The 17887-nt window shown below is 38.1% G+C and carries 13 protein-coding genes; 3 read left to right on the top strand and 10 right to left on the bottom strand.

Going from position 1 to position 17887, the window contains the following annotated elements:
• Nucleotides 1-26: 26 nt before the first annotated feature.
• Nucleotides 27-2009 carry an acyltransferase family protein gene (locus D7029_RS18150; protein WP_194951458.1) on the top strand — a complete coding sequence of 661 codons (1983 nt, stop codon included), beginning with the start codon at nt 27-29 and terminating at the stop codon, nt 2007-2009.
• A gap of 82 nt (nt 2010-2091) precedes the next feature.
• Here the strand turns inward: D7029_RS18150 and D7029_RS18145 are convergent, their stop codons facing one another.
• Genes D7029_RS18145 through D7029_RS18135 form a run of 3 tightly spaced genes read right to left on the bottom strand, consistent with a single transcriptional unit; the run spans nt 2092 to nt 4922 of the window.
• On the bottom strand, nt 2092-2805 hold the full coding sequence (locus D7029_RS18145; protein WP_088494251.1) for an MgtC/SapB family protein: 714 nt from the start codon (nt 2803-2805) through the stop codon (nt 2092-2094).
• Nucleotides 2806-2839: 34 nt separating this feature from the next.
• Nucleotides 2840-4087: an MFS transporter gene (locus tag D7029_RS18140; RefSeq protein ID WP_194952716.1), complete on the bottom strand. Its 1248-nt coding sequence runs from the start codon at nt 4085-4087 to the stop codon at nt 2840-2842.
• A 13-nt stretch (nt 4088-4100) separates the two neighbouring features.
• A complete protein-coding gene (locus D7029_RS18135) occupies nt 4101-4922 on the bottom strand; it encodes an MBL fold metallo-hydrolase (protein WP_006534465.1) in 822 nt (273 codons plus the stop codon).
• Between the two features lie 345 nt (nt 4923-5267).
• On the opposite strand from D7029_RS18135, the gene D7029_RS18130 reads away from it, so the two are divergent.
• Nucleotides 5268-7475, top strand: coding sequence for an extracellular solute-binding protein (locus tag D7029_RS18130; RefSeq protein WP_194951457.1), 2208 nt, complete (start codon nt 5268-5270; stop codon nt 7473-7475).
• Nucleotides 7476-7532: 57 nt separating this feature from the next.
• On the opposite strand, the gene ytfE is transcribed toward D7029_RS18130, so the two are convergent.
• From ytfE to norV, 3 genes are all read right to left on the bottom strand, one after another.
• Entirely contained in the window at nt 7533-8195 is a 663-nt protein-coding gene (gene ytfE, locus D7029_RS18125; RefSeq protein WP_194951456.1) for an iron-sulfur cluster repair protein YtfE, read from the bottom strand.
• Nucleotides 8196-8551: 356 nt separating this feature from the next.
• A complete protein-coding gene (gene norW / locus D7029_RS18120) occupies nt 8552-9706 on the bottom strand; it encodes an NADH:flavorubredoxin reductase NorW (RefSeq protein WP_194951455.1) in 1155 nt (384 codons plus the stop codon).
• On the bottom strand, nt 9703-11151 hold the full coding sequence (norV, locus tag D7029_RS18115; protein ID WP_194951454.1) for an anaerobic nitric oxide reductase flavorubredoxin: 1449 nt from the start codon (nt 11149-11151) through the stop codon (nt 9703-9705). Before norV ends, norW begins: the two co-directional genes overlap by 4 nt.
• A gap of 190 nt (nt 11152-11341) precedes the next feature.
• Between norV and norR the strand changes: the two genes are divergently transcribed.
• Nucleotides 11342-12859 (top strand): nitric oxide reductase transcriptional regulator NorR, encoded by a 1518-nt coding sequence (gene norR / locus D7029_RS18110; protein ID WP_194951453.1) that lies wholly within the window; start codon nt 11342-11344, stop codon nt 12857-12859.
• A 98-nt stretch (nt 12860-12957) separates the two neighbouring features.
• On the opposite strand, the gene dmsD is transcribed toward norR, so the two are convergent.
• The 4 genes from dmsD to D7029_RS18090 all read right to left on the bottom strand — a co-directional run bounded on the left by dmsD (nt 12958) and on the right by D7029_RS18090 (nt 17560).
• Nucleotides 12958-13527, bottom strand: a complete 570-nt coding sequence (gene dmsD, locus D7029_RS18105; protein ID WP_194951452.1) for a Tat proofreading chaperone DmsD — start codon at nt 13525-13527, stop codon at nt 12958-12960.
• A gap of 78 nt (nt 13528-13605) precedes the next feature.
• Entirely contained in the window at nt 13606-14505 is a 900-nt protein-coding gene (locus D7029_RS18100) for a dimethyl sulfoxide reductase anchor subunit family protein (RefSeq protein ID WP_194951451.1), read from the bottom strand.
• A complete protein-coding gene (locus D7029_RS18095; RefSeq protein WP_075673997.1) occupies nt 14502-15143 on the bottom strand; it encodes a DMSO/selenate family reductase complex B subunit in 642 nt (213 codons plus the stop codon). Before D7029_RS18095 ends, D7029_RS18100 begins: the two co-directional genes overlap by 4 nt.
• Nucleotides 15140-17560 (bottom strand): DMSO/selenate family reductase complex A subunit, encoded by a 2421-nt coding sequence (locus D7029_RS18090; RefSeq protein ID WP_194951450.1) that lies wholly within the window; start codon nt 17558-17560, stop codon nt 15140-15142. The genes D7029_RS18095 and D7029_RS18090 overlap by 4 nt, the downstream gene beginning before the upstream one ends.
• Nucleotides 17561-17887: the final 327 nt, after the last annotated feature.

Here is a 17887-nt window from a genome sequence, read left to right as displayed (position 1 = left end):
TTTTATTCGGATTATGTGTTTGGATTATGAATGTCAAATATCGTGCTGATGTAGATGGTTTAAGAGCGGTCGCTGTTATTCTGGTTATCCTTTTTCATTTGGATAATCGCTTAATTCCGTCTGGGTTTATTGGTGTTGATATTTTTTTTGTGATCTCTGGTTTTTTGATTTCGCTGATAATTAAAACTTCATTGTCACAAGGTAATTTTTCATTTCGTGATTTTTATAATCGTCGATTATGGCGATTACAACCACTTTATCTTGTTGTATTAATTTCAGTTCTAGTGATTTCTGGGCTTTTTTACCTACCTAGTGATTATTTAGATATTACAAATAGCGAGAAATATGCCTCAGCCTTTCTCTCTAATAAATATTTTGCGAGAGCGACAACCAGCTATGCAGCGCAAGATGCACTCTTTTTACCGTTATTGCATACATGGTCTTTAGCGATAGAGTGGCAATGGTATCTTTTTTTACCTTTTGCACTTTATTTTCTACATAAAATCAATGCAAAAGAAAGGATTAATCATTTTTATCTAGTGGTGTTAGTCACTGCTATTTCATTTATTCTGGTGTTTTATTACCAAAAAGATCAACCGAAAAACTACTACTATTTTAGTACGCGGATATTCGAATTTATGTTGGGAGCTTGTGTTGCCTACTTCCCAACAAAGATAAAACCTAATCAAAGAATAAATGACGTTATTAGCTTAATTGCGTTAGGTGTTATTGTTTGGGTTGCATTTCAAAACGATATTATTGCAGGTTATCCGAACCTTAATACGTTGTATGTTTGTCTTGGTGCTGCGCTAATCATTTATACCGGACAACATGGAAGCATTATTGAAAAAATACTCTCACTAAAGCCAATCGTGATTATCGGGTTATTATCTTTCTCTCTCTATTTATGGCATTGGCCATTATTTGCAGTTGCACGTTATATTGGTGTGTTTAATACAGAACTGCAAAAGGGATCGATGTTAGCATTAACCTTATTGCTATCGATTAGCTCTTATTTTCTGATTGAAAAACCGTTTAGAAGAAAGCGCTTAGCCTTTAAATATTCCATCACTCTCTTATTAATTATTCCTATTTTATTTGCTTTTGGGCTAAATGCATTGAATGAAAAATATCAAGGTATTGGAGCAAGGCTTGGTCAAAATTACGTTAATTTAGAAGAAAAATTGAATCAGTTTGATTATCCCAATCGAACTAAATGTATGAATTTTGAAGCCACTGATCCAGATAAAATGTGCCATATTGGTGAAGTAGGAAGTCAGAAAAAAGCCTTTTTATTTGGTGATTCTCATGCAAATCATTATTGGGGCTTTATGGATATTTTGGGTAAAGACGCCAAGATAGATGTATATGCACAAGCAACTTCATCGTGTATTACGCTTCCTAATATTTATCTTTATGACTGGTCTAATCATAAAAATACAGTTTATCAACGTTGTTACGATCAAACGGCGAAATATTATCAACTTATCAAGAATAGCCACTTCGATTATGTAATATTTGGGCAAGTTTGGAATAACTACGCGTCAAATCATGTCATTAATAAGATAGGTGATGTTAGAACCGTTGAAGAGTCTCGCAAACGTGTTGAGAAAGCGATGCGTGAAGCTCTTGATATGATTATTGCCACGGGCGCTAAACCTGTTTTTATTAAAACAGTCAATTCTATGCCAAGTGGTTTTATGACCTGTTTTTATGAAAATGCAAAATTAAGAAAGGATTTTGCAGATAATAACTGTAACCCAAAAAACTATAAAGGTGAGGGAAACACATGGATGAACCAGTTATTTGCCAAGTTAAAAAAGGACTATCCGACTTTAATTATCATCGACCCTAAAGACGTGCAGTGTGATAAAAATGTCTGTCTAACCGATATAGAAGGTGTGCCAGTTTATCGTGATGTAGGACATATTACAGACTATGCTTCAACAATCTTTGGCATGATGTATTTAGAACGTTTTGGTAATCCGTTAGTCGTGAAAAATCCTTAATAAGACAATTAATCGATCATCAAAATAATAAAAAAGTGCGCAGTTATCTTAGATAAAGCGCACTTTTTATTTTTTGAGTATATTAATGATCCAAAGAAACAGAATGAACATGTTCAAGCTGTTTTAATGAGCAATAAAATTCGGGTAAGGTAATTTTTTGCCGAACTAACAGTTTCAAGTTCACTTCAACGCGCTCTTTTTTAATATCGCGAATAGTCAGATTCTCAATGACATCTTTATGGCTTTTTAAATACTCAATTAAAAGAGGAACACCGCTTTCATGAGTAAATAACATGCGCACTTTAATCTTACCTAAGCGTTGGTTTTTCATCTGAAATAGCACCACTTGCGGGCTAAGTTGAATAGCCATAAAAAAGAGAACAGTCACAATCATGGCATGCCAATAAAAACCTGAACCACAAGCAATACCCACACCTGCTGAAGCCCATACTATGGCTGCGGTCGTCAGACCTGAAATTGCATCATCACGTCGATGTAATATAACGCCAGCGCCAAGAAAGCCGACACCGCTGATAATTTGTGCCGCTAATCTCATGGGATCACTACGAATATTGTCTGAAATATTGGCGTAATATTCTGCAGATTGAATAGAGACAATGGTTAATAAACAACTGGCAACGGCAATAATGACACAGGTTTTAAAACCGACAGGTTTTCCCTTTGATTCACGCTCTAAGCCAATAAGGCCACCCAAAATAAAGGCGGCCAGTAATTTAGCGATACTTGATAGTGATAAAGGGCCAATGCTGCCAACAAACTGAATTAATGCGTCCACGGTTTGCTCCTAACGTTGGCCTATTATTCTAAGACTAAGGAGTTACTGCACCTTCTGGTGCTTTCTTGTCTTCGTTATTTTTCTTTTTACTCACATCATCTTTAAAGAAGAAGATAAAGAATAGGGTGACAACGGCGGCAACGATTGCTGGATATATCCAGAATGTTGACCACTGTGGTAATGCAGCATCACCTGTTTCTGTTACGGTTGAATTAAAGATTTGACCACAAATAGTGGAAGCAAATAATAAGCCGAAACCATTAGAGACAATAAAGCGTAGGCCTTGTGCTTGAGCACGTATTTCCGGTTTGGCTTTGCGGTCAACATAGATATCACCAGCAGTAAAGAAGAAGTCCCAACATAATCCCTGTAACATTAATCCGATAACGATAAAATAAAACTCTGTATTTACCGCGGCATAAGAGAAGAATATTGAGCGAATGATCCAGCTAACAGCACCTAAAAGTAATGTAATTTTGAAGCCAAACTTCATTAAGAAGAATGACAATACGAACATAAACAGAACTTCACAGGCTATACCTATTTGCATAATAGACGCCGCGTTATTAAAACCTAATGCTTTAATAAAAACGGGAATATAAGCGGAGTAAGCTGTTTTTGGGATCATTAAAATAAAGATACTAAACATTAAGATAGCGAAATAACGATCTTTAAATAATGAAAGCGCATCTAAACATAAAATATCACGAGTAGAGAATGGCTTACCTTTTGCTTTCGGTGGCGTGTTAGGTAAGGTAAAGCAGTAGAAACCAAGTAAAACACCCACAGCAGAAGCGATATACCAAGTCATCGTACTACCAGAGAAGCCCATTTCACCTAATATAAATCCGATAGCCATAAAACCAAACGTACCGAATACACGAATAATAGGGAAATATTTCACGCCATTAATATGGGAGAAACTAATACTATTTGAAAGCGCAGTTGTTGGATAAAATAATAATCCAATAATGAAAATTAAGAATAAAGTCATGCCACTGTTTTGTGCTTCAATAAATTGAGGAACACAAATAATGACTGCGGCATTAATTAAATGAAGGATGCCCATGACTTTTTGTGAAGCAAAGAAACGGTCAGCCACCATACCAATAAATAATGGGGAGATAATGGTAGCGACACCTAATAAAGCGTAGGCATTACCAATAATGCTTGCCATACCATAGCTACTTAATACCAGCCCCATAGTCATATTCCACGCACCTTGCATGAAATATTGCACAAACATCATTATCAGTAAGCGAGAGGTTATTTTCATATCCATCATCGTTCTCCTCTTAATTTGTTTCTAACGTTAATCCGTCGTAGGCAACGCGGATATTATGAGGAGCACAAACAGCTTCTAATTCGTGATGAAGCAATTTGCCGCTATGTGAAATATGCGAAACGGCAATTTGTGTATCTTGATGTAAACAACCTTGCTGTTGCAGTTTTTCTTTCGCTGCAAATACCGTTTCTAGGCTCATATGATTATCGGTACGATCTTTACCATTGAGTCCATAAGTACATTCAAAAACAACGATATCTAGTGGTTTATTTTCTAACCATTTCCATGTTAATTCAGGGAACCAACCAGAATCATGTCCATAGAAAATAACCTTGCCATCTTTCTCAATATGATAAACATAGCAAAGTTCCCATTTCGCATGATTAGCGAGTAATGGTGTAATTTTATAGCCATTTCTTTCAACAGTAACAAAAGGAATTAAGCAGTGAAAAGCAAAACGCTCTTTGCTGTAACCAGGTAAAACTTCGATACAACCATTAATCGCGCGATCATTACCAAAAATATGAAGAGGATGGTTAATTTCAAAACCATAACCTTCCATTCGGCTAAACAAATCGCCAACATTGAAATGATCTGGGTGAGTGTGAGTGAACAGAAGGCTTTCAAAGTTGGTAGCATCCATTCCATCACGCATTAATTGGTAACTAAATGTAGGTGATACGTCGATTAACATAATGTCATCGACAATGGCAGAAGAGTGAGTTCTGATATCTTTCCCACCCAGTTCTCTTGCTTTCAGGCAGTGTTCACAACGGCAGAAGGGATTGGGTATGCCTTCTGAGGCAGCCGTCCCTAAAAAATGAAGTTTCATAAGAAATCCCCTTATCCTATTGTTTTATTATGATTTTATTAATTATCTGGTGTTGGCTATCTATAAGTTATAGATTAATTTGAACGTTCCAATAATAAAATGATGAAAATCATTTGCCAATAAATGAAGATCAGATCAGTGATCTCATTCAAATTAAATTTCTTATCATATTGATTAATATTGATATAGCTTTTAATTGATATTGATAATCATTTATTTTTGATAAGTAATAAACGCTTGTTTTATAAACAAATTAAAAATGGAACGTTCAAATCAATTAGCAGTAGTCGCGATAAATAATTCAGGTATGCTAGTGAAAGCAGAAATTGAGATGGAAAAAGGTCAATGGCAACGATTAAAGATATTGCAAAATTAGCGGGTGTCTCTCATGGAACAGTTTCTAACGTATTGAATAAACGTGGAAATGTGAGTGTTGAGAAAATTGAAGCTGTGTATCAAGCCGCCAAAAAAATGGGCTATCAATTAAATACGCAGGCTCAACTGTTAAGAACCAATAAAAGCCATAAAATTGCCATACTTCTACCTCAATTAGTCTCTGAAAAATATGCCGTTTTCTTTAATTCCTTAAGACAGTCTATTGCTCACTTTCCTGAGGTCACTTACGATCTTTTTTTAACTGATGATCTTGAAACTACAGAATTAGAGGCGTTACAGAAAATTGCAGCAGGTGGCTATAAACAAGTGATCACTGTTAGCTGTCTCAAAGATGCAAATATCTATTTTGACACGTTAAAATTACCGCCTTCTCAAGTTGCATTTGTTTATCGTGAACCTCTAAATACTCAACGATATTTCACACTCGATTTTGCTCAAGCAGCAGAAGCTATTTGCCAACAGATTGCAAAAACGACAGGTAAATTAGTGGGTATTTTTATGGGAAGTAGCGACTATTTAAATAATCAAAACTTTGCCAATGAATTACAAAATCGACTTTTAGAGAAGGCACCCAATAAGAAAAATGTGGTGCTTTGTGCGTCAGATGAAGAGAGTTATAAAATTGCGTTTGATTTCTTTTCTATGGAGCAAATCCCAGACATATTTATTGCTCAAGATATAGAGAAAGCACGTTATTTAACACAAGCCAGTTATTTCGGTAGCCATTATGATTGCCCTCCTATTTTTGCATTGAGCGACAATATTCCACCTGTACTAAAAGGGTTGTATTACTTTCCAATGAATTACGCTCAACTTGGGTTAGAAGTCATGGATGCATTAATGCAAGAAGAAGATGAAGGTGAAATAACTGAAAAGAATGTGACTTGTGTGCGTAATCAAAGTGACCATCTTTATACTTTAACTCCGGCAGTTATCAGTGAAGATAAAGCGGATATCAGTCTTAATTTACTGATTTTACCTAGCCCTTCAACCAGTGCATTAAAAAAGCTATTACCTCATTTTTATCGCCAAACAGGCATTAAAGTTAATTTAGCGATACACCCTTACGATGAAGTTTATCAAATATTAAGTCAGTTACATTTGCACCCATATTATGATTTATTGCGTATTGATATGGCTTGTTTTCCTTGGTTTGCAGAAAGAATATTACGGCCATTAGATAAAATCGGTAACGGATTAACAGACTTATTAAATAATTTTTCACTGCCTACTCAGCAGAAATTTAGTTTAGTGAATAATGTTGCTTACGCCATGCCTTTTGATGCCAGTGCGCAACTTTTGTTTTATCGGAAAGATTTGTTTGAAGATCCTATTTTAAAAAGAATGTATTACGAAAAAACAGGTAATGAGTTAACCGTACCGACAACATTTGAAGAATACGATAATGTGACGCAGTTTTTTACTGAACAACATGAAGAAGGACAATTAAGTCGTCCAATGGGAGCTTCAACAACATTGGGTAGTGCAGGGCTGATCGCAACAGAGTATTTATTACGTTATTACGCAAAAGGCGGGTGTTTAATAGGAAGTCATAATATTCCTAGATTGGAAATGCCTTTAGCAGGTGAAATATTAGAAGAATATTTAAAACAGTTGTCGATCACGGAGAATATTCATAATAAGTGGTGGAGTGAGTCGGTTAGACAATTTGAGCAAGGGCATCTCGCTATGCTTATCGCTTATATGAATTTATTTAACGATGTTGCTCATAGCAATATTTTACCTAAAACAGGTTTTGCACCTGTACCGGGAAGTATTCCGCAATTAGGCGGTGGCGTATTAGGGGTTTCGCGTTATAGCCAAAAATCACAATATGCAGAGCAATTTTATCGTTGGCTTTATTCCCCAATGGTTATGGATCACCTAATTTTATTAGGTGGAAACAGTAATCATCAAAATTTCAGTCATAACCAAGAAATTAGCCATCGTTATCCGTGGATGACATTGGCTTATCAAGAAATTAATAAGGGAATACGAGAATCATCAGTACCAAATGGCAAATTATTTAATTTACGCCAAGCAGAAACGATTATTGGGCAAGGTATTACTAATGTCGTTAATAATATTATGACGATAGACGAGACGATCGAATATATAAATCAGCGTTTGTTAATAGATACTCAAGGTGAGCGGTAGGTTTTACGGACCACTATAAAATAGCAGGGGATGATAAAATCCCCTGTATGTGAACTCTTATTCACCCGCTAATGCTCTTGGAAATAATAAGTTGTTTTCTAAGCTAATATGATTCATTAAATCGTCAATAAACTCATTAATACCATTATAAAGTACTCGCCATGTGGTGCAGGCTTCAGGTGGTGGTGTGACGTTTTTGGTAATAAATTTAATCACTTCAACAATTTCACCTGCATCATCATGTTCGTGTTCCATAACACTAATAGGAGCCCCAGCTTGGCTTCCCAATCCATTCTTTATCATAGGAAAGAGAATACGTTCCTCTTTCATCATATGGCTTGTTAGCTCTTCTAATAATAGTGTTAATTGGCGAGATAACCCTTTAGGGACAGTCGGTTTTGCTTCATGAACTCGTTCTACTTTTTCTGCTTGTAGAATAAGCTCCGGTAATTGTGCTCTGTGTTTGTCATGATAACGAACAATAATAAAATCAATAATTTCACTCAATGGTGCTTGTCGCCAATCTTTTTCTAATGGCTGTTCTGAAAGGGCAATTAATTTACTTTCAATTTCATCAATGTTGAGTCCTGCTTTCTCCGCAGATTTGCTTAATGTTCTTTTTCCTCCACAGCAGAAGTCGAGGTTATATTGGCGGAATATGGCACTGGCGCCAGAAATAGAGAGAGCCAGTTGGCCTAAAGGTTGATCACGTAAGTTCATAATTTCCTCGTCATACTTCAAGTTGCAGCGTTGTTGACTGCATTCATTCGCACTAGTCACATACTATTGTATGCTCCTAGCGGCTCGTTCATTTGTCGCCTAGCTGCACCTCGAATTATTTAGAGTGTTTCCTCGTCATACTTCAAGTTGTAGCGTTGTTGACTGCATTCATTCGCACTAGTCACATACTTATGTGTGCTCCTAGCAACTCATTCACTTGTCGCCTAGCTGCACCTCGAATTATTTAGAGTACCTACTCGTCATATTTCAAGTTGCAGCGTTGCTGGCTTTGTTTAGGGATATCACTATTCAAGTTATAGCGTTGCTGATTTTGTTTAGCGATATCACTGTTTAAATTAAGCGGACAGCGTTCTTAATAATGCAAAAGCTTCTTTTACTTGCTCTTCTGTGACCACAAAGGCGCGTAATACGTCGTTTTCATCAAAGCCTTTGGCGATAACACCCGATTGTGTTGTATTAATATTCCACGTTAAGTCATTACGAGCAGTTTCACCGGCAAGATGTAGTGGCATTAACGGTGTTTTCACCCGAATAATCATCGGTGGTAAATTAAGAGGTGCATTGTTTTCGCCCACAAGTGATTTTGCTAAATGCATCGCACTTAATTGTATTGGCTGTAAAAAGGGTAATAAATTACCGTTGATTTGTGCACAATCGCCCAAGGCATAAATATCGCTATTACTGCTTTGTAGATATTCATTCACAATAATCCCACGATCAGTATGCAAACCTGCAAGATGGGCAAGCTCTATATTTGGCGTGAGTCCTGTGGCAGCAATAACACAATCAACGGTTAATTGATGATGCTGGTTAAATGTCGCTAAAATACCGTTATCAGTTTGTGTTAATGACTGTAATGGTGATTTCAGCATTAATCGCACACCAATTTCAGTGAGGCTAGATTGCAAGCGTCCACTGAGATCGGAGGGGATCAGGGAAGATAATAATTGTCCTGAAATATCTGCAAGGATCACTTCTTTACCTGCCCGACTAAAGTCCATCGCTAATTCAGTACCAATTAAACCTGCACCTAAAATTAATACGCGCTTAGCTTGATGAATTTGTGCTTCATAAGTTCGATATTCTTGTTGGCTATTAAGCGTAAACATTAACTCATGGCCCGAAATAGCAGGGCAATAAGTTTTAGCGCCAGTCGCTAATACCAATTTATCGTAATACCATTGCTCACCTTGAGTGCTCTGAATACGTTTTTCATCCGTATTAATATCAACAATTTGTGTATAAGGATAAATGGCTAGTTGATATTGTTGCGCAAAGTCTTCAGCTGTTTGTTTTGTTAGATCATCCGCATTTTGAGCCTGACTAATAACATGGCTTAAATCCGGCTTGTTATATTCATCAATGCTGTCTGAGGCAATAAGGGTAATGGGAATATCTGCATTAAATTTGCGAATATTTTTGACTAATTGGCGCGCAGCAAACCCCGCACCAATAATCACAATCCCATTATTGAGAAGATCTGTACTCATTTTGCCTCCTTTGCAAGCGCATCAAAGACATCTTTTCCTAATGAGCATTCAGGACATAAGAAGCTATCAGGCACTTCGCTCCACGGCGTATTAGGTTGAACATTTTGCATTGGTTCACCTATTGCCGGATCGTAAATCCATTGGCACACACTACATTGCATACGTGGACCTAAATCGATAGCTTCAACACTTGTGGTAACTTCAGGTTGTGATGAGGTTGTACAACAAGATTGGGTCGCAGGAAGTGGCGCTAAAGCCCATTGACGTGCAATTTCACGGCCATACTCACGACAAATCTCTTGTGCTTGCATGTCTGGACGCCATTTGGTTTTTAGCGCTAGTGCGGTTTCAAATCCAGCATCCATTAAGCGGGTTTGAATACGGTCAACGGCACCACCATTCCAACCATAACTCCCAAAAGCAGCGGCTTTTTTATTACGAAAACGTAAGCCCGTCATCTCTTCAAGCATGGCGGCAATTTTTGGCATCATGACATTATTCATTGTTGATGAGCCAACAAGCACGCCTTTAGAACGAAATGCACTGGTGATAATGTCATTTTTATCACTTTTGGCGACGTTATAGCTTTTTACAAACACGTTAGGATCAATTTCATTGATACCTTGTGCAATGGCATCTGCCATCATACGGGTATTGTTAGACATGGTGTCATAGAAAATAGTGATGCGATCTTCTTGATAGTCTGCTGCCCATTTTAGATATAATTCAACGATTTGTGTTGGATTATCACGCCATACTACGCCGTGAGAAGTGGCAATCATATCGACAGGTAAATTAAAGCCTAAAATTTCATTAATCTTGGGTGTTACAAGGCGGCTAAATGGTGTCAATATATTGGCGTAATAGCGTTGGCATTGCTCAAATAATTCTGTTTGGTCAACTTCATCGTTAAATAAACGTTCATCACAATAGTGCTGACCAAAGGCATCATTACTAAATAAAATCGCGTCACCCGTTAAATAGGTCATCATGCTGTCAGGCCAATGTAGCATTGGCGTTTCAACAAAAATCAATTGCTTACCATTGCCAATATCAAGGCTATCGCCTGTTTTAACGATATTAAAATTCCATTCAGGGTGATGGTGATGACCATTGATTGAATCAATCGCATTTGCTGTGCAATAAATTGGGGTATTAGGAATAAAAGACATCAGCTCAGTAAGTGCGCCAGCATGATCTTCTTCTGCATGATTAATAATAATGTAATCAATCTCTTCCAGATTAATTTGAGCTCGTAAATTTTGTACAAACTCGCGACTAAATTTATGGTCAACTGTATCAATAAGGACATTCTTTTCTTCACGTATTAGGTAGCTGTTATAGCTACTTCCTAATAATGTTTTATATTCAGTACCATGAAAATCACGAACTTCCCAGTCACGTTGTCCAACCCAATTAACATTATTTTTAACATGAATAGCCATTTTGTATTGTTCCTTCTCATTAATCTTTTCATAGGGATATGTATAGATATAATCAAGAAGCGTGCCAGTTTTTATCTTGTTGTTTTAACTGGTTTTTTATTTTTGTGGTAATTTAAATATTGTCAATATGACTATCTTTATCATGTCAAAATGACCATAATAACAGTCATAATGACTATGAGGTGTTTTTATGGGCTTTTCCGTTGATGTACTGGCTAAAATTGCCATTGAGTTACAAAAAGATGTGGGTCATCAAGATAGGTTTCAGCGACTGGTGACCACGCTTCGGCAAGTGCTAAATTGCGATGCAGCCGCATTGCTTCGTTATGAGCCTCATCAATTTATTCCATTAGCCATAGATGGTCTTGTACCTGATGTTTTAGGTCGTCGATTTTTACTTGAAGGGCATCCTCGCCTTGAAACTATTGCGCGTGCGGGAGACGTGGTTCGCTTCCCTGCGGACAGCGATTTACCCGATCCTTATGATGGACTTATCCCAGATAGAGAGCATTTAAAAGTTCATGCTTGTGTGGGATTACCATTATTTGCAGGGCAAGATTTAATTGGTACGTTAACACTTGATGGAATGGACCCTCATCAGTTCGATACTTTTAGTGATGAAGAATTACGTTTAATTGCTGCATTAACCTCTGGTGCATTAAATAATGCGTTATTGATTGAGCAACTCGAAAATCAAAATATGTTATTTACGCCAACCAATACGTTTAAGCCTACAGTAAAAACAGAAATTATTGGTTTATCGCCTTCGATGATGCAACTGAAAAAAGAGATAGAAATTGTTGCCCCCGCAGATATGAATATTCTAGTGAGTGGAGAAACGGGAACGGGTAAAGAGCTGGTGGTAAAAGCCATTCATGAAATGTCTAATCGTGCAGATAATCCGTTAGTCTATTTAAATTGCGCGGCACTTCCTGAGAGTGTGGCAGAAAGTGAATTATTTGGGCATGTGAAGGGGGCTTTTACCGGCGCAATTAGCCATCGTAGTGGTAAATTTGAAATGGCAGATAATGGAACTTTATTTCTTGATGAAATAGGCGAATTATCATTATCACTCCAAGCTAAATTACTGCGTGTCTTACAATATGGTGATATTCAACGTATTGGTGATGATCGTAATTTACGCGTTAATGTGCGTGTATTAGCGGCAACGAATCGTGATTTATGGGAAGAAGTATTAGCGGGAAATTTTCGTGCCGATCTTTTCCATCGGTTAAGCATTTTTCCTTTACATGTTCCGCCATTACGAGAAAGAGATGAAGATATTTTGCTATTAGTAGGTTATTTCTGCGAGCAATATCGTCAGCGTTTTAATCTCACGCAAGTGATTATTAGTCCTGAATTACGTCTTTATTTATTACACTATTCTTGGCCAGGCAATGTGCGTGAATTAGAACATACCATTCATCGAGCAATTGTGTTGGCAAGAGCTGGAAATAAAACCGATAGCCTTATCTTACAAGTTAGCCATTTTGCTTTAGGGGCTGAAAATCCAGTTCACTCTACCTCTCAAACGTTACCTCCCGAAGACAAAAATCTAAAAGAAGCAACGGATGAATTTCAGCGAGATTTAATTAAACAAGCATTGCTACGTAATAACCAAAATTGGGCGGCAACGGCGCGAGAATTATCACTCGATCCCGCTAACTTACGTCGTTTAACCAAACGATTAGGATTAAAGTCGTCATAATTTAAAAAGAAATGTCTTAAACGAAAAAAGGTAATTTGGGTGCGTGGTCCAAATTACCTTAAATAATTATGTTAGGATGATAAGTTGTTAATAAATTTCTATTTTCTGAATGCGTTCACCGTGATGGTTACCAGTTCTGTTAATGTGCTATAAAATTGGCCATACCCACTCATTTTTAATTTATTTAAATAGTGAGGTAGCCATGTGGTCAAATGAAGGGATAATAATTCATTAACCGCTTCTTCTCTGTTTTCTGATGCTAATACCGCAGCTTGAAATAACATCAAACCGATATGATCAACAGGCTCTGGAAAAGGCGTGTTTACTTTTAAGCGTTCCCGTTTTAAAAACTCACTCAGTGCAAGGGTAGAATCCCCTTGTAATAAGCCTTCAGGATCTAAATAGACTGAGCCCCAAGGGGGGGCTGGCAATGCATTAGGACCAACAAAAAGATTTTGCCATTGGGTTTTTAATTGCTCTGTATCGATAGAAACAGAATCAATTAAACGTTCACACAAGCGGCTTTCAATTTTACAAGGCCACTGTGCTGCAAAATCCCCAGTTTTAAAAAAGTTGAGTGCCGTTTTATTGGTGTCATCATCAGGTGGGAATAAATAACAAATTCCCAATAAATTAAATGCAGCCGCATAATAAGAGAGTCTGCTCATAATTTTTGATACTTCCTTAAACAAACCCCAATTAATGAGGTTTGTTTTTTATTATTTAAACAACAAGCTCAATTACAATTAGTGAATTGAGTAGAAAACATAACGCAACATAAAGTCAGCGATAATCGCGATAACGCAACCAAGTGCAAAAATAGACTCGGTTGTTTTACCTTGATTTTTAGGGGCTAGGAATTTCACTAAACTATAGCCACAAGCCAATACTGCAAAGGTTGCTAAGATCCAGCATGTAGTACGTAATGAACAAATGGAGTAATACACTTGAATAGGTGATAACGGGAATGTCACCGATTTTTGGCTATATAACGTGCTAGTTAAATATTGCTCATAAAAAGGTTGATACAGTAATCGACCAATTAAGCTAAATGCCATTATTCCCCATAATTGCCATTTCCAGCGCATTGGGAAAGAGTCTTGGGGTATTTCAATACCTAACTTACTGCCTACGCGTTGTAATACTTTGATCAGCAAAAAGAAAATAGCCGCGCCAAGTGTTAACATCGCACCGAAGAACATCACGTAAGTATTAGGATCCATCCATGTCAAAATGGAGGTATGGCGGTAAATCGATGCCATGCAATAAATATCAAATAATCCAATCAGAATGCTGGTGCTTAATAACAGCATTGAGAGTTTGCGAGTGCGCCAGAGCCATAAAAAGGTTAATCCTAGACAACCGACAAAAATAGCAGTGACGGCGACTTCACGACTTAGCCAAGCAGAAAAAACATTTCTAATGGCATTGGGGGCATTTAATGGCACACCTAAGTGAGTAATTGAAGCGATAGAGCCTAAACCAGCTAATCCACAAATAACAAATAAGGCTAACAGCATAAAACGATAGTAGCTTTCTGCATTGAGATAATGAGAAAGGCGACGAGCAAAAAGCCCTGTTGTTAGCGCAAGACCAATGGTCGCATTCATCATAAATGTGAAGATTAATAATGACCATTCATTCATTTTCTTTCTCCCTTATTATTAATTCCGTCATTATTGGCACCCTGATGTGGGTTAATAACAAGGTTTGGATGCGTTATTTCAGGGGAAGGTAAACCCGTGACATAATCTAAATCGCCATAGCGTTCACGCAGTTCATCAATAGGACCAAATTGGATTGCACCTAACGGACAAGTCGCAACACAAACGGGTTGTTCACCTTTTTGCTGTAAATCGATGCAAAAGTCGCATTTTGACATCTGTTTGGTTTCTGGATTCATTTGTGGCGCACCGTAAGGGCAAGACCACGCACAAGCACCACAACCGACACATTTGTCTGTATCTACCATGACAATGCCGTCGCCTTCACGCTTATGCATTGCTGTTGTTGGGCAGTTTTTAACGCAGATTGGGTCATCACAATGGTTACAAGAGATAGATAACGTGTAAGCAAAGACATTATTGACCAGCGCACCTTTAGGATTGCGGGTATAACCGCCGCCAGTGATTTCATAAACACGACGAAATTTGCGTCCAACATCGAGGTTGTTTTTATCTTTACAAGCAACCTGACACGCTTTACAACCTGAACAGCGAGCGCTGTCGATATAAAACCCTAACTGTTTGTTGCTCACAGCGGGATAAACGATAAATTTACTCATGCTTTTGCTACCTCGACCAATAATGTTTGGTGAGCATTGCCGTGTGCCATTGCGGTGCTACGGGATGATGTTAATACGTTGGCACATCCACCTTGATCTATGCCTTTTGCATCAGGTTGCCACCAAGCACCTGCTTGCAGGGCGACGACACCAGGCATAATTCGTTGTGTTAATTTGACGGGAACCATCGTGATCCCACGATCGTTATAGACTTTGACTTTCTCACCTTCTTTGATGTTTCTATCTTGAGCATCTAACGGGTTTAACCAGAGTTCTTGGCGCTGTACTTCTTGCAACCAAGGGTTGGCAAATTGTGTTGAGTTTGCGCGGTTACGCCCTTTCCATGTGATAAGTTGTAACGGGAATTTATCTGTTAACGTATCTTCAGGACCTTCAATGGCGGGAACATAGTGAGAGAGCGCAGGAATATCGACATTATTCATGTCATATAAACGCTTAGAGAAAATCTCAATTTTGCCTGATGGCGTTGGGAATGGATTATTCTCGATATCTTGGATATTTTTCTCAAACGCCACATTTTGAGTATGTGGACGATGTTTTAATAGATGACGACGTTTAACTAATAACTCTTTAAAGGTTGGAATACCGTCTTCAGGGCGTTTAACACTCGCGTCATCAACTAAATATTCAATCCAATCACGGTCAGTCTCTTTGCCTTCGCTAAATTGCTCACCTACACCTAATTTATCGGCAACTTCACGTAACCAATCGTAGTCAGTTCGACGCTCAAATTCAGGCTCAATCACTTTTTCAGAAAGAATAATGTAGTCGCCATAGCTCCATGTACCACCGATATTCCAGCGTTCTAAGAAGCTGGTTTCTGGCAGTAAAATATCGGCGTATTTTGCACTTGGGGTTAGATAGAGATCACTACAAACGATAAATTCTACTTTTGATTCATCTTCAAGTACTTTTGCAGCATGAAGAATATCGGTATTTTGGTTTGTCATGTAGTTACCCGCCATTGAGAAAATCATCTTGATTTCAGTATCAAGTTTCTCGGCGTTCAGTAACCCATTTTGTGGCGTGACTAAATTCTTATCTTCACACGCTTGTACCCAGTTGGTGATATTGATTTTCGCTTTTACTGGGTTAGTTAATAGGCTTGGCCCTGCAATGGTTTTACGCAGTTCAGAGTTTAATGCCATGCCATAACCCGCAGCCCAACCACCACGAACACCGACATTACCAGTGATAGTCGCAAGTAATGTCGCACCACGCGCCGTCCGTTCACCACAAATATGACGTTGAGGACCCCAGCCTTGCATTAATGCCGCCGGTTTTGTCGATGCATATTCACGAGCTAATTGCTTAATGGTATCTGCTGGGACTTTAGTGATGGTTTCAGCCCACTCTGGGGTTTTCTTAACACCATCTTTTTTACCCATTAAATAGGCAACTAAAGATTCATTTTCACCTACACCTTCAGGCATTTGGTGTTCATCAAAGCCAACTGTGTATTTATCGATAAAGGCTTGATCGTGCAGATTTTCGCTTACGATGACATACATCATCGCATCCATCATCGCGTTATCTGTCGTTGGCAGTAACGGGATCCACTGATCAGCTAAAGAAGAAGCGGTATCTGAATAACGCGGGTCAACGACAATAAATTTAGTGCCGTTTTTCTTCATTTTTTGGAAGAAATGGTTTGAATGACCAAAAATCGTTTCGTTAGGGTTATGACCCCATAAAATCACAAGAGGCGTATTTTCTAACGTATCGAGTGTGCTACCACTGGCGGCTGTACCGTAAGTATAAGGAGTGACCGCAAGGGTATTACCGTTACTGACTGAGTGATAGTTTTCCAGAAAACCGCCTGTGATATTAAACAGACGACGTAACATATTCGCACCAGAGAAAATACCGCCAGTAACACCGGTACTTAAACTCACAAAGCGAGATGCAGGACCATATTGCTGATTAATACGTTGCATATTTTGTGCAATAAGGGTGGTTGCTTCTTCCCAAGTGATGCGTTCAAATTTGCCTTCGCCACGTTTACCAACGCGTTTCATTGGATATTTTAAACGGTCTGGATGATAGACAAATTTACGATAACCACGGCCTCGTACACAGGCACGCATGATTGGCATTTCTTCATCTAAATCAGCATCTGGGCGTGTACTAATACGGGTAACTTTGCCGTCTTTTACATGGGCACGAATGTCACATTTACCGCCACAGTCAAAGCTACTACAAGTTGAAACAACGCGTTCACCATCTTCGGTTGTTATTGATTTTACTGGGATAGCGTTATCTGTTGTCGCAGCAAAAGAGTTTGATGCGAGAAAAGGAAGGGTGACTAATGCTGAGCTCGCTTGAATAAAGTGACGGCGGCTAACATCGTTGAGAATGCTCTTTGTATCACTATCGTGATCGGACTGATTGCTCATAATGAACTCTACCTTAAACATAATAGGCGGATCCCGATATACCCGATACTTGATATAAAGAATGTGCGTGATTTTTCTAGGCTATGAATAAAGGGAATGTCTGGTATCCGCTGCATTATTATTGAATGCATAGATAATTGCAGAATGCTCGAAATAACATCTGCGAGAGGGATAGTAGTTGATTAATCTTTTGCCAACATTCTAAAACCAGACAATGACATTCGAATTTCAGCCTATTTACAAGGGGTGTTAAAAGTTCGTTTTTTGATTGTTAATAGGGTTTGTTAAATAGATATCAAGAAGGTTTAAATTTCACATAAGGTGTTT

Origin of the sequence: Proteus vulgaris (assembly GCF_016647575.1) — a bacterium.
Classification (GTDB): Bacteria; Pseudomonadota; Gammaproteobacteria; order Enterobacterales; family Enterobacteriaceae; genus Proteus; species Proteus mirabilis_B.
The sequence above is the reverse complement of the archived record's forward strand: the minus strand, read 5'-3'. Positions and strand labels throughout refer to the sequence as shown.

Excerpts from the sequence above, each read along its gene's own strand:
- D7029_RS18150 (WP_194951458.1), top strand. The coding sequence starts at position 27 with ATGAATGTCAAATATCGTGCTGATGTAGATGGTTTAAGAGCGGTCGCT.
- D7029_RS18100 (WP_194951451.1), bottom strand. The coding sequence starts at position 14,505 with ATGAATGAATGGTCATTATTAATCTTCACATTTATGATGAATGCGACC.
- dmsD (WP_194951452.1), bottom strand. The coding sequence starts at position 13,527 with ATGAGCAGACTCTCTTATTATGCGGCTGCATTTAATTTATTGGGAATT.
- D7029_RS18130 (WP_194951457.1), top strand. The coding sequence starts at position 5,268 with ATGGCAACGATTAAAGATATTGCAAAATTAGCGGGTGTCTCTCATGGA.
- D7029_RS18140 (WP_194952716.1), bottom strand. The coding sequence starts at position 4,087 with ATGGATATGAAAATAACCTCTCGCTTACTGATAATGATGTTTGTGCAA.
- ytfE (WP_194951456.1), bottom strand. The coding sequence starts at position 8,195 with ATGAACTTACGTGATCAACCTTTAGGCCAACTGGCTCTCTCTATTTCT.
- D7029_RS18090 (WP_194951450.1), bottom strand. The coding sequence starts at position 17,560 with ATGAGCAATCAGTCCGATCACGATAGTGATACAAAGAGCATTCTCAAC.
- D7029_RS18095 (WP_075673997.1), bottom strand. The coding sequence starts at position 15,143 with ATGAGTAAATTTATCGTTTATCCCGCTGTGAGCAACAAACAGTTAGGG.
- D7029_RS18135 (WP_006534465.1), bottom strand. The coding sequence starts at position 4,922 with ATGAAACTTCATTTTTTAGGGACGGCTGCCTCAGAAGGCATACCCAAT.
- norW (WP_194951455.1), bottom strand. The coding sequence starts at position 9,706 with ATGAGTACAGATCTTCTCAATAATGGGATTGTGATTATTGGTGCGGGG.
- norV (WP_194951454.1), bottom strand. The coding sequence starts at position 11,151 with ATGGCTATTCATGTTAAAAATAATGTTAATTGGGTTGGACAACGTGAC.
- norR (WP_194951453.1), top strand. The coding sequence starts at position 11,342 with ATGGGCTTTTCCGTTGATGTACTGGCTAAAATTGCCATTGAGTTACAA.